The sequence below is a fragment of the Mesobacillus stamsii genome, assembly GCF_030814065.1.
Classification (GTDB): Bacteria; Bacillota; Bacilli; order Bacillales; family Cytobacillaceae; genus Mesobacillus; species Mesobacillus stamsii.
This window is the reverse complement of sequence record NZ_JAUSUN010000004.1, coordinates 26408-38661: the sequence shown is the minus strand read 5'-3', so window position 1 is coordinate 38661 and position 12254 is coordinate 26408. Positions and strand designations below refer to the sequence as shown.

The following is a 12254-nucleotide window of genomic DNA, read 5'->3' as shown; positions in this document are numbered from 1 at the left end:
GAAGCGTTTTTTTGACATTCCAATCGTAACACCTTTTATTTACCACTATCAAAGCGATTAAAACCGTTAATATTTGGATGGAATGGAATAAGAAGGCCTCTGGGGAGTTCATCTCTGCCATTCTTACAATACTGCCAAAATCCTCTCCAATAGAGCCTTTCCTGTTAAGAAGCGGTCAAAAAAGAGAGCAGGTTTTTCGCCTGCTCTCTTCCGGTATTATTCTTTGACGGGTACGACTGCGCCTTCATATTTTTCAAGGATGAAGTCTTGGATTTCCTTTGAGTGAAGAACTTCCACAAGCGCTTTGATTGCTGGCTTGTCTGCATCGCCTTCACGGACGGCAACTACGTTCACATATGGAGAATCGCTTTCCTCAATCGCAATCGAATCCTTCAATGGGTTCAATCCAGCGTCAATCGCAAAGTTTGAGTTGATCAGAACAGCATCGCCTTCCCCATTGTTGAAAATTTGCGGAAGCAATGCTGGTTCATATTCAGTACCAAACTTCAATTCCTTAGGGTTGTCTTTAATGTCGTCAATGGTTGCTTTTACTTTTTCCACGCCATCATTAAGTGTAATCAGACCCTCTTTTTCCAGCATTGTCAAAATTCTGCCATGGTCGGCCACTGAACTGCTCATAATGATTAGCGCACCTTTTGGCAGTTCCTCAAGACTTTTGTAGTCCTTAGAATATACTCCGATGGGCTCGATGTGGATTCCCCCTGCAATTTCAAACTTATAGCCATTGTCAGCCATTTGTGACTCCAGGTACGGGATATGTTGGAAATAGTTGGCATCCAGTTCTCCTGAATCCAATGCCTGGTTTGGAACAACATAGTCATTGAATGTCTTAATTTCCATTTGATATCCTTGTTTTTCAAGAAGCGGTTTCGCTTTTTCCAAGATTTCTGCATGAGGTACGTTGGACGCCCCAACGACAATTTTCTTGCTGTCCTCCTTGCCGCTGTCTGTTTTTCCTGCAGATGAACCACATGCTGCAAGGCCTGTTGTCAAAATCAATACTAAAAATGCTACTAACCATTTTTTCATTTTCTTTCTCTCCTTTTATCTTTTATCTAATTTCCTTGTGATGGAATCACCGATAATCTGGATTAAAAATACGATGATTAAGATGATGATGGTTGCCATCAGTGTGACATCGCTGCGACCTCGCTGAAATCCTTCCAAATAGGCGAGATTTCCAAGACCGCCCGCACCGATGACTCCTGCCATCGCCGTGTAACTTACAAGCGCGATCGCTGTCACTGTAATGCCTGAAACCAAGGCCGGCATTGATTCTGGAAGAAGAACCTTCCAGATGATCGTTGTCGTTTTAGCTCCCATGGATCTTGCAGCTTCAATAACTCCCTTATCAATCTCACGCAAACCAATTTCAACCATCCTAGCATAAAATGGCGCGGATCCGATAATTAACGCTGGCAATGCAGCATTTTTGCCAATCATTGATCCGACGATGATTTTCGTAAAAGGAATGAGCAGGACGATCAAAATAATAAATGGAATCGATCGAAAAATATTCACCACAGCGCTCAGCACCACATGAATCAGTTTGTTTCCCCATATATTATCTGTAGCAGTTAAAAAGAGCAGCAGTCCGAGGATGGCTCCTATTAGGAAGGTAGCGACCACAGAAATGGCACTCATGTATAGTGTATCAACTGTCGCTCCCCACATGCGGTCCCAGTTAACATTTGGAAACAAAGTTTCAGCCATTTGAAATCACCTCCACTCCGACTTCATGCTGGCCGATAAATGTAATTGCATTGTCCAATTCTTCTTCTTCTCCATCAAGATGGATGAACAAAATTCCATATGACCCGTTTTGTGTCTGGGAAATTTTTCCTTGTACAATCGTAACCGTTATCTCGAATTTACGGATCAAATTGGTAATTAGCGGCTGCTCGACCCCTTCGCCTACGAATGTCAGCTGGATCACCCGTCCATGCGGATACCGGTCGAGTAAATGGTCTACCGTTTCCTTTGTTTCCTCTGGTTCCGTTACTTGTTGGACAAACCTTTTCGTAATTGGCTGCTGCGGATTCTTAAACACATCCAAGACATGTCCTGTCTCAACGATTCTGCCGCCCTCCATGACTGCTACTCGGTGACAAATTTTGCGGATGACATGCATTTCATGGGTGATCAGGACGATGGTAAGCCCCAGCCGCTTATTGATATCGACAAGAAGATCCAGAATTTGGTCGGTTGTCTGTGGGTCAAGTGCGGAAGTCGCTTCGTCCCCTAGAAGAACCTTTGGATTATTCGCCAACGCCCTGGCGATCCCGACCCTCTGCTTTTGCCCGCCACTTAACTGCGAAGGATAAGCATCTCCCCGGCCATCAAGACCGACAAGCGAGATCAATTCTTTTACCCTTTTGTCCCTTTCAGCTTTCGGCACTCCTGCAATTTCGAGAGGGAATGCAATATTATCTGCAACCGTCCTCGACCAAAGGAGATTGAAATGCTGGAATATCATGCTGATTTCCTGTCTTGCTTTTCTTAATTCTGCACCCTTAATCTTGGAAACTTCCCTGCCTGCAACAATGACAGATCCTGATGTTGGAATTTCAAGCCCATTTAACATACGAATTAGGGTACTTTTTCCTGCGCCGCTATATCCAATGACCCCGAAGATTTCGCCTTCTTTTACTTCAAGATTAACATCATCTACCGCCTTGACTTCGCCTTTTTTTGAAGGATAAATCTTTCTAGCTTTTTTTATCGTAATCAATTGACTCCCCCTCTTTCGCAACCGTTCTATCCACCTGAAAAATACCCTAGTATAATAGGAAGGTTATCAATCTATTTTCCCATTCAGCAACCAAAAAATTCATGTAAAAAGCCTTTCTGCAAATAAGCAGAAAGGCATAGTCGTAGGCGGTATCCTTTCTCTCATCTGCCAAAGCAATCAGCTTTGAGTGAATTGGCACCATTTCAGATAAGCAAGCTTACTGATGGTTGCCGGGCTTCAACGGGCACTTCCCTCCACCTCTCTTGATAAGAGTATGCTATTAAATTTTTACTAGCTATTTTAGTTACGAATGTGATTGTAGCACGGAACAAAAATGGGTGTCAATAAAATTATTTCAAAATTCTTTTTCTCATGGTCCTTTGATATTATACTCTTGCAGGTATCCCAAGTACTCCCGTTGCCTTTTCAATAGCCTGCTCGAGGTCAGCGATAATATCATCACTATTTTCAATGCCAACAGAAAGACGAATTAAATCTTCCGGAACACCCGCAGCTTTGAGTCCGTCTGAATCGAGCTGCTGATGGGTAGTGCTTGCAGGATGGATAACCAAGCTCTTCGCGTCGCCGACATTGGCAACATGGGACCATAATGTCAAGGCGTTGATCAGTTTCGCACCTGCTTCTCGGCCACCTTCTATTCCAAATATCACCACTGACCCAGCACCTTTTGGAAGGTATCGATCTGCCAGATGCTTATCAGGGTGAGAGTCATGGCCAGGGTAGGTGACCCAAGTAACGGCTGGATGTGACTCAAGATAGTCTACTATCTTCCGCGTATTCGCAACATGCTCTTTCATCCGGACATGCAATGTTTCGATTCCAAGATTCAATTGGAAGGCACTCTGCGGGCTGATGGCCGGACCAAGATCACGAAGCAGCTGGACCCTTGCTTTCACAATATATGCGGCGGCTCCTATGGCTTCACTATAAACAATATCATGGTAGCTAGAGTCGGGTTCATTGAAACCAGGAAACTTAGGGGATTTCCAATCGAATTTCCCACCGTCGACAATGATTCCGCCCATAACTGTACCATTGCCTAAAAGCCACTTGGTAGCTGAGTGAATGACAATGTCTGCTCCATATTCAATCGGCCGGCATAAATAGGGCGTCGCAAAAGTATTATCGATGATCAGCGGAACACCAGCTTCATGCGCAATCTCCGCGACAGCTTCTATATCCAATACCCTAAGACTTGGATTTCCAATTGTTTCTGCGTAGACCGCCTTTGTTTTTGGGGTAATGGCCTTCCTGAAATTTTCAGGATCATCGGAATCCACAAAGTGAACGGTAATTCCATATTTCGGCAATGTTACGGCAAATAGATTGTAAGTCCCTCCGTACAGGTTAGAAGCAGCGACAATTTCATCCCCTGCATGGGCGATATTTAAAATCGCCAACGTAATTGCAGACATACCACTTGACAAGGCAAGGGCTCCAACTCCCCCCTCCAACAAGGCGACCTTTTCCTCCAGTGCCGTGACGGTAGGGTTATGAATTCGCGAATAAATATAGCCTGGCTCCTTGAGTGCGAATAAATCAGCTGCATGATCTGTGTTTTCAAACTGGAATGCATTACTAGCATAAATCGGCACAGCTCTAGCTCCCGTTACCGGATCTGGAGACTGTCCTCCGTGTACACCAATCGTTTCGATTCTGTAATTTTTTTGCTCATTTGCCATCTTCATCTCTCCAATCATAAAATTTTCGGAAAGGTGATACAAAAAGCCCTCTTCTTAAGAAGAGGGCCATTTATCAACTCTCCTTATCTTTTCAGAGTATTTACTCTGCAGGAATTAGCACCGTGTTTTACCAACCGGTTGCCGGGCTTCTTCGGGCCAGTCCCTCCGCCTCTCTGGATAAGAATATTCAGTTTGTTTTCATTGCGTTAAAGTGATGATACCACGATCGAAAATGTAGGTCAATCTATTTTCATTTTTCAGAATGAATTTGCTAATTCGGCAAAATTCTTCATTTCCCGAGAAATATCTCCAAAGAACCACGGTCATTTGGCGGTTTTCATAATTGGAATGCCGGATTTTGTCCCTTGCCATCAGCCTTGCAATTCTGTTAATTTTTCAAATAAATAAGGAACGGATTGAAAGGCATAGATTTTCTCCTGTACCTCTCCGTTTTTTATTAAAATCAAACATGGTACACTTTCTATTTCAAATCGTTCAGCCATTTCAGGAAGGAAGTTCAAATCTGCTTTTCCGGATCGGAGTTCAGGTAGCAGCTGTTCGATCACCGTCAGCATTTTGCTTGCCAACTGACAAGTACCGCATATTGGGGTGTAAAAGTATAGGTACCCTGTGTGCTTTTCTGCAAGAAAAGTTTCGATTTCCGTTTTGTTCCAATCTTCCATTTTTGAGTCATCCTTTTTCTAAGTACTCTGCATGCACATCAATATTTGCTCCAATTAAAACAGTTGCAAGATGTTTTTCTGGTGCAGTCGCCACTTCCCGGTACATCCTGTCAATGTATAAATGGTTTGCCTCAGGAAACTCTCTTTTGAATTGCTTCCTTAGCTTTTCACCTGAAGCATCAGCATCTACAAGGATATAAACATCCTTATCAACCAGCGAATCTATCAGTTCATCAAGCTTTGAAACACCGATTGTGCCATTCGTGCAAATAATTTCCACTGGTTCTTTCAGTACGGTCTGTACTTTCTTTTTATCTGACGAACCTTCTACTATGATCACCTTAAGATTTTTGTCCATCGCCATAACCACCTATGCACCAGAAAATAATTACTTTACAACTATTGTTACTGTTTCCACTTGAGATTGCAAAGATTTGGTCTAAGCAGCAGATCCTTATTTTTTGAAAAAAAACGCCTTGAATGCTCAAGGCGTCGGCAATACATTATTCTTTGATCATTTCTTCGTATTGTTCTGGTGTCATCAGCTTGTCTACTTCATTGCTGTCTGTCAGTTCCACTGTAATCATCCATGCCTTTTCATATGGAGATTCGTTAACGAACTCAGGGCTGTCATTCAATTCTTCGTTGATTTCAATCACTTTGCCGCTTACCGGTGCATATAACTCTGATACGGTTTTCACTGATTCCACGCTTCCAAATGGCTGGTCAACAGTGATCTCGTCGCCGACTTCTGGAAGTTCGACGAAGACGATGTCCCCTAGCTCGGATTGAGCGAAATCGGTAATGCCCACGCGAGCCTTTTCTCCTTCAACTTTTACCCACTCGTGTTCTGCAGAATAACGTAAATCTTTTGGTGTACTCATTGACTATCCCTCCAATTGTATATCTCTATCGATTAATATCGATGGGACCAAAATTACAGCCACGCTTGTTCATACTCATCCTCTTTGAAACCAACGGTCACTTTTTCCCCATCTGTCATGAGCGGGCGTTTGATGAGCATACCGTCAGATGCCAGCAGCGCCAGCAGTTCGTTTTTGGATGCTGTCTTGAGTTTGTCTTTCATCCCGAGCTCGCGGTATTTTTGGCCGCTACTGTTAAAAAATTTCTTGATCTCGAGACCGCTTTTTGCAAGCATTTCTTCCAGCTGCGACTGAGGTGGCGGATTTTCAACTATATGTACTTCGTTATAGGCCACTTCATGCTGGTCCAGCCATTTCTTCGCATTCCTGCATGTACTACATTTAGGGTACCAATAAAATGTTTTTCCCAAGACTTCCCCACCCCTTGCTAGTATCCCATAAAGAAAACCCTATAAACGGATAGTAACATATAATCTAGGTGCAATACTATCTTTCAGCGCATGAATTTAACATCCTTTTCATAAATTCAACAAAGTTTGCAAAAATCCTGCTATTTGAACAAAACACTCCTCTCGAGATCGAGAGGAGTGTTGGAAGTACGAATGTTATACGACAAAGCGTTCGACAGTGATCAGCTTTTCTGCTGCTTCTCGCTTCTTTGCGATGACATTGATTGGAGTGTGTCTTGTGAACTTGCGCAATGCTGAAGTCAGCATACGAAGGGTGTCGCCTTCTTCTGTTGCGACAAGCGTTTCCTTTGCATCCTGCTCAATTTCATTAAATGCTTCCTGACAGAAAATTTGCGTATAAAGAAGCTTTTGTTTGCTCTTCTCCACTCCATCCTTAGCGATGGCCTTTTCTGTACGAAGCACTGCAGATTCCATCGAATAAGCATTCGAAATGATATCCGCAATATTGACGAGAATCTCCTGTTCTTTCTCCAACGCTTTGCCAAACTTTTGTGCAGCCAATCCAGTTGCCAACAAGCCAATTTTCTTCGCATTTTTCACCAGGTATTTCTCCTGTGCCAATGGCTCCTCTCCTGGCTCTTCAGGCATTAGCATCATCAGCTCATCCTGAAGCTGTTGGGCTTTTTGCAATAGTGGAAGCTCGCCCTTCATTGCCTTGCGCAGGAATGTTCCCGGTACCAGCAGGCGGTTGATTTCATTTGTACCTTCAAAAATGCGGTTAATCCTTGAATCACGATAAGCTCTTTCGATTTCATACTCTTGCATGAAGCCGTATCCACCGTGAATCTGAACGCCTTCATCTACAACATAGTCAAGCGTTTCTGTTGCGAAGACTTTGTTCATTGAGCATTCAATTGCGTACTCTGCGATGGAGTCAGCAACCGCTTTCCCATTGTTGATTTCTTCTTCAGACAACTGGTTCATTCTTTCTTCGAACAAGCCTACTGTACGATAGACAGAGCTTTCGGTTGCATAGATTTTCGAAGCCATTGTCGCAAGCTTTTCTTTTGTCAAATTGAATTGGGAGATCGGTGTCTTGAACTGCTGGCGCTGGTTTGCGTATTTTACCGTTAGCCCGAATGCATGCTTCGCACCGCCAGTTGCGCCGACTCCTAACTTATACCGTCCAATGTTTAGGATATTGAAGGCTATCAGGTGGCCTTTTCCTGGTTCTCCAAGGACATTTTCTACAGGTACTTGTGCATCCTCTAAAATCAAGGTGCGTGTAGAGGAACTTTTAATACCCATTTTCTTTTCTTCAGCACCTACTGACACTCCAGGGTATTCTCTTTCCACAATGAAGGCGGTGAATTGCTCGCCGTCGATTTTTGCATAGACAATGAAGACATCTGCAAAACCAGCATTTGTGATCCATTGCTTTTCGCCATTCAGCACATAATGAGTTCCTTCAGCATTTAGCTTTGCCGTAGTCTTTGCCCCTAAAGCGTCCGATCCTGATCCCGGCTCAGTAAGGGCGTATGCTGCCAACTTCTCACCGGTCGCAAGTTCTGGCAGGTATTTTTGCTTCTGCTCTTCCTTTCCGAAAAGCACGATTGGCAGTGAACCAATTCCAACATGTGCCCCATGAGAAATGGAGAATCCTCCTGCTACAGCCATTTTCTCAGCAATCAAAGCGGAGCTGATTTTATCAAGGCTCAGGCCGCCATACTCTTCAGGAACGTCTGCTCCTAAAAGGCCCAGTTCTCCCGCTTCTTTTAATAATTTTACCGTGCGGTCGAATTCGTGCTGCTCAATGTATTCCACTTGAGGCAATACTTCATTAGTGACGAAATCCTCCGTTGTTTTTGCAATCATTTTATGCTCATCTGTGAAATCCTCTGGAGTGAAAACATGATCATATGACACCTCTTCGATTAAGAAGCTTCCGCCTTTTACAAGGTTTTCTGTTTGATTGCTCATTGCTAATTCCTCCTATCTATTTTTTAGAGGGAATGGAACCCCTCCGGATTATTTCGTTTACAATAGCTCAAATACTCCAGCTGCCCCCATGCCGCCGCCGATACACATCGTCACGACGCCGAATTGCTCCTTTCTGCGTTTCATTTCATGGATTACGGTTAAAGTAAGCTTCGCACCTGTCGTTCCGAGCGGGTGGCCGAGAGCGATTGCTCCGCCGTTAACATTGACTTTCTCTTCATCGAGGCTTAGCTCACGGATAACCTGGATCGACTGGGAAGCGAATGCTTCGTTCAGTTCGAATACACCAATGTCAGAGACCTGCAGTCCAGCAAGCTTCAATGCTTTTGGAATGGCTACGATAGGGCCGATGCCCATGATTTCAGGTGGTACCCCGCCAAGCGCGAACGAACGGAATTTAGCGAGTGGCTTTAATCCAAGTGATTCCGCCTTTTCACGATCCATCACCATGACAGCCGCTGCTCCGTCACTAGTCTGTGAAGAGTTTCCTGCAGTTACTGTACCGTTAATATGAAAGGCCGGGCGCAATTTTGCGAGCGTTTCCATGTTCGTATCCGGACGCACGCCTTCATCCTGTTTGAATTGAAAGGTTTTTTCGACAAGCTTATTGTCTTTCCCAACTGTACGATGGGTTACCTCAACCGGAACGATTTCTTCTTCGAATTTTCCTTCTTGAATAGCCTTTGCCGCGCGCTGATGGCTTCGTACCGCAAAAGCATCCTGCTCTTCACGAGAAATTCCGTACTTCTTGGCTACTTCCTCGGCAGTATGGCCCATTCCCATATAGTACTGTGGGGCTGTTTCAGCCAATTTCGAATTCGGGCGAACGACATGGCCCATCATCGGTACCATGCTCATTGATTCCGCACCGCCGGCAATGATCGTGTCTGCATGGCCAAGCATGATGCGCTCGGATGCATTTGCAATTGCCTGAAGTCCAGAAGAACAATAACGGTTGATGGTAATCGCCGGGACCTCATAGGACAGACCAGCAAGTGCACCAATATTTCGTGCCATATTCAAACCCTGCTCTGCTTCTGGCATTGCACAGCCGATGATTAAATCATCAATATTTCCTTCATAATTGCCCGCTCTTTTTAGGGTTTCTCTTACTACAAGAGCTCCTAGATCATCGGGCCGGACATTAGCAAGCGTTCCCTTTTTTGCTTTTCCAACCGGTGTTCGGGCTCCGGCTACAATTACCGCTTCTCTCATCTCATTCCCTCTCTTTCCTCGGATGGTAAAACTGACCATCTATTAATTGCGCAATGGTTTTCCTTTTACGAGCATATGCTGCATGCGCTGCTGTGATTTTGGTTCAGCTACAAGGCTCAGAAACGCTTCTCTTTCCAGATCAAGCAAATATTGCTCATCTACCTCTGTTCCATATGGCACTTTGCCACCGGAAATAACATAAGCAAGTTTCTTGGCGATTTTCAGGTCATACTCAGAAATATAACCTGACAGGTGCATCGTTTGAGCACCTAGCAATAAGGTTGCATACCCCGGCTCGCCTGTTACTGGCACTTTCTTTCTAACCGGTGCTCGATACCCTCTTTCGTATAAATTCAAGGCAGCTTGTTTTGCATCATATAGCAGATGATCCCTGTTGACACTGATGCCATCCGCTTCATTCAGGAAGTTATTTTCACGAGCTTCCTCTCCTGAAGTAGACACTTTCGCCAGCGCAATTGTTTCGAATACTTTATTGGCTACCTTCTGCAGGTCAAAATCAACACCATTTGGCAGGCCTTGAAGGTGCTTGATGTATAATTCCTTATTTCCGCCTCCGCCTGGGATGAGACCTACGCCAGCTTCAACAAGTCCCATATACGTTTCCATTGATGCCTGGATATGGGCTGCCGGCAAGCACATTTCAGCACCGCCGCCAAGTGTCATTCCAAATGGAGCAACAACAATTGGTTTGGAGCTATATTTGATTCTCATCGTCGTCTGCTGAAATTGGCGAACGACCATTTCAAGATCCCAAATGTTATCATCCTGCGCTTCCATCAAAATCATCGCCAGGTTCGCACCAACGGAGAAGTTCTTGCCCTGATTGCCGATCACCAGACCTTTGTAGTTTTTTTCTACTTCGTCAATCGCGAAATGGATCATCTGGAGGATGTCAGGTCCGATTGCGTTGCTGTGTGAGTGGAACTCGAGCAGTGCGATCCCGTCTCCAAGGTCGATCAGGCTGGCTCCGCCATTCTTTTTAATGACACCTCTTTGTTTCTTTAAAAGTTTAAGGTTGATGACCTTTGCATTCTCTTCTACAGCTACATACTCCCCATTATGGTAATAGTTCAGCTTGCCATCTTCTTCTTTGTAGAAAGAAGGGAAGCCTTTTTCGACCATTTCTTTTACCCATGCAGGGACGGCCTTGCCTTCTGCTTCCATCTTGCTGATTGCTTTTTCCACGCCAAGTGCATCCCATGCTTCAAAAGGCCCCATTTCCCAGCCAAAGCCCCATTTCATTGCACGGTCTACCGCAACAATATCGTCAGCAATCGTGCCCAATAAGTCTGCAGAGTAGATCAGTACTGGGCTGAAAATATTCCATAAAAGCTCGCCAGCTCTGTCTTTTGCATAAACAAGCGCTTTCATTTTATTGGCAAGCCCTTTTTCTTGTTTGGCCGTTTCAGTAGACGCTGTTTTTAATTTCTTGCGCGGCCCATATTCCAATGTCTGTGGGTCAAGTTCAAGGATTTCCTTGCCCTGCTTTAAGAAAAAGCCCTGCCCTGATTTGCTGCCAAGCCAGCCGTTCTCGAGCATCTTCTTCATAAATTCAGGAACTTCGAAAACTTCCTTTTCTTCCCCTTCCACCTGGTCATAAACGTTTTTTGCAACATGTGCGAATGTATCGAGTCCAACCACATCTAATGTACGGAAGGTTGCACTTTTAGGGCGTCCAATCATTGGACCAGTAACAGAGTCAACTTCACCAACACTGTAGCCGCCTTTTCCCATTTCTCTAACTGTTACCAGCAATCCATAAGTGCCAATTCTATTAGCAATAAAGTTTGGGGTATCCTTCGCTTCAACAACGCCTTTACCAAGTCTGTCTTCCCCGAATTGCTTCATAAACGCAAGGACTTCCGGGTCTGTATCTTTCGTTGGGATTACTTCAAGCAGCTTCAGGTAGCGCGGCGGGTTGAAGAAATGTGTGCCCAGGAAATGCTTCCTGAAATCCTCAGAACGTCCCTCTGCCATTGCCTCGACGGAAATTCCCGAGGTGTTGGAGCTGATGATGCTTCCCTGCTTGCGGTATTGATCTACATCTGTAAAAACTTTCTTTTTAATTTCAAGGTTTTCAACGACAACTTCAATCACCCAGTCAACATCCTTGAGTTTTTCCATATCGTCTTCGAAGTTGCCAGCTTCGATCAGTGCAAGGTTCTTTTTGGAGGTCAGAGGTGCCGGTTTTTGCTTCAATAACTTCTGCAGCGCGCCTGCACTGATTCGGTTGCGCACCTGCTTATCATCAAGTGTCAGGCCTTTTGCTTTTTCCTGTTCTGTTAATTCCCGAGGTACAATATCCAGCAGCAATGTCGGAATGCCGATATTTGCCAGATGTGCGGCAATTCCTGATCCCATGACACCTGAACCAAGCACCGCTGCCTTTTGAATTTGTCGCATCACATTTGTCTCCCCCTTTGACTCTTTTTGAATGAATACTCATTCATTTTTGCATCAAAAAAAATATGCATGTAAATGTGTTCTGTTACTTACTACTATAAAATATTTAAAAAATTTGCGCAATAATAAGGTGCGGAAAAAATAAAATTTTTTGAAACTTTCGTGCTCCTGGTTATTTTGAAAGA

Annotated in this window: 11 protein-coding genes and 2 riboswitches; all 11 genes read right to left on the bottom strand. The window is 44.4% G+C overall.

What is annotated here, in order from left to right; translation table 11 throughout:
• Nucleotides 1–216: 216 nt before the first annotated feature.
• Entirely contained in the window at nt 217–1050 is an 834-nt protein-coding gene (locus tag J2S25_RS04045) for a MetQ/NlpA family ABC transporter substrate-binding protein (RefSeq protein ID WP_044391278.1), read from the bottom strand.
• Nucleotides 1051–1065: 15 nt separating this feature from the next.
• Nucleotides 1066–1734, bottom strand: a complete 669-nt coding sequence (locus J2S25_RS04040; protein WP_044391277.1) for a methionine ABC transporter permease — start codon at nt 1732–1734, stop codon at nt 1066–1068.
• Nucleotides 1727–2752 carry a methionine ABC transporter ATP-binding protein gene (locus J2S25_RS04035; RefSeq protein WP_044391275.1) on the bottom strand — a complete coding sequence of 342 codons (1026 nt, stop codon included), beginning with the start codon at nt 2750–2752 and terminating at the stop codon, nt 1727–1729. Before J2S25_RS04035 ends, J2S25_RS04040 begins: the two co-directional genes overlap by 8 nt.
• 158 nt (nt 2753–2910) lie before the next feature.
• Nucleotides 2911–3025: riboswitch (SAM riboswitch) on the bottom strand.
• 113 nt (nt 3026–3138) lie between these two features.
• Nucleotides 3139–4455, bottom strand: coding sequence for an O-acetylhomoserine aminocarboxypropyltransferase/cysteine synthase family protein (locus J2S25_RS04030; RefSeq protein WP_307191258.1), 1317 nt, complete (start codon nt 4453–4455; stop codon nt 3139–3141).
• Nucleotides 4456–4535: 80 nt separating this feature from the next.
• Nucleotides 4536–4639: riboswitch (SAM riboswitch) on the bottom strand.
• Between the two features lie 187 nt (nt 4640–4826).
• Nucleotides 4827–5138: a thioredoxin family protein gene (locus tag J2S25_RS04025; protein WP_044391273.1), complete on the bottom strand. Its 312-nt coding sequence runs from the start codon at nt 5136–5138 to the stop codon at nt 4827–4829.
• A gap of 7 nt (nt 5139–5145) precedes the next feature.
• Nucleotides 5146–5496 (bottom strand): toprim domain-containing protein, encoded by a 351-nt coding sequence (locus J2S25_RS04020; RefSeq protein ID WP_044391271.1) that lies wholly within the window; start codon nt 5494–5496, stop codon nt 5146–5148.
• Between the two features lie 145 nt (nt 5497–5641).
• The gene (gene gcvH, locus J2S25_RS04015; RefSeq protein WP_044391269.1) at nt 5642–6022 is read right to left on the bottom strand and encodes a glycine cleavage system protein GcvH; all 381 of its coding nucleotides are present in this window, start codon (nt 6020–6022) and stop codon (nt 5642–5644) included.
• Between the two features lie 53 nt (nt 6023–6075).
• Nucleotides 6076–6432, bottom strand: a complete 357-nt coding sequence (locus J2S25_RS04010; protein ID WP_044391267.1) for an arsenate reductase family protein — start codon at nt 6430–6432, stop codon at nt 6076–6078.
• Nucleotides 6433–6627: 195 nt separating this feature from the next.
• A complete protein-coding gene (locus J2S25_RS04005) occupies nt 6628–8412 on the bottom strand; it encodes an acyl-CoA dehydrogenase FadE (protein WP_307191257.1) in 1785 nt (594 codons plus the stop codon).
• Nucleotides 8413–8469: 57 nt separating this feature from the next.
• Nucleotides 8470–9645: an acetyl-CoA C-acetyltransferase gene (locus J2S25_RS04000; protein ID WP_044391265.1), complete on the bottom strand. Its 1176-nt coding sequence runs from the start codon at nt 9643–9645 to the stop codon at nt 8470–8472.
• A 42-nt stretch (nt 9646–9687) separates the two neighbouring features.
• The gene (locus J2S25_RS03995; protein WP_044391328.1) at nt 9688–12069 is read right to left on the bottom strand and encodes a 3-hydroxyacyl-CoA dehydrogenase/enoyl-CoA hydratase family protein; all 2382 of its coding nucleotides are present in this window, start codon (nt 12067–12069) and stop codon (nt 9688–9690) included.
• Nucleotides 12070–12254 lie beyond the last annotated feature (185 nt).

Excerpts from the sequence above, each read along its gene's own strand:
- J2S25_RS04045 (WP_044391278.1), bottom strand. The coding sequence starts at position 1,050 with ATGAAAAAATGGTTAGTAGCATTTTTAGTATTGATTTTGACAACAGGC.
- J2S25_RS04040 (WP_044391277.1), bottom strand. The coding sequence starts at position 1,734 with ATGGCTGAAACTTTGTTTCCAAATGTTAACTGGGACCGCATGTGGGGA.
- J2S25_RS04030 (WP_307191258.1), bottom strand. The coding sequence starts at position 4,455 with ATGGCAAATGAGCAAAAAAATTACAGAATCGAAACGATTGGTGTACAC.
- J2S25_RS04025 (WP_044391273.1), bottom strand. The coding sequence starts at position 5,138 with ATGGAAGATTGGAACAAAACGGAAATCGAAACTTTTCTTGCAGAAAAG.
- J2S25_RS04020 (WP_044391271.1), bottom strand. The coding sequence starts at position 5,496 with ATGGACAAAAATCTTAAGGTGATCATAGTAGAAGGTTCGTCAGATAAA.
- gcvH (WP_044391269.1), bottom strand. The coding sequence starts at position 6,022 with ATGAGTACACCAAAAGATTTACGTTATTCTGCAGAACACGAGTGGGTA.
- J2S25_RS04005 (WP_307191257.1), bottom strand. The coding sequence starts at position 8,412 with ATGAGCAATCAAACAGAAAACCTTGTAAAAGGCGGAAGCTTCTTAATC.
- J2S25_RS04000 (WP_044391265.1), bottom strand. The coding sequence starts at position 9,645 with ATGAGAGAAGCGGTAATTGTAGCCGGAGCCCGAACACCGGTTGGAAAA.
- J2S25_RS03995 (WP_044391328.1), bottom strand. The coding sequence starts at position 12,069 with ATGCGACAAATTCAAAAGGCAGCGGTGCTTGGTTCAGGTGTCATGGGA.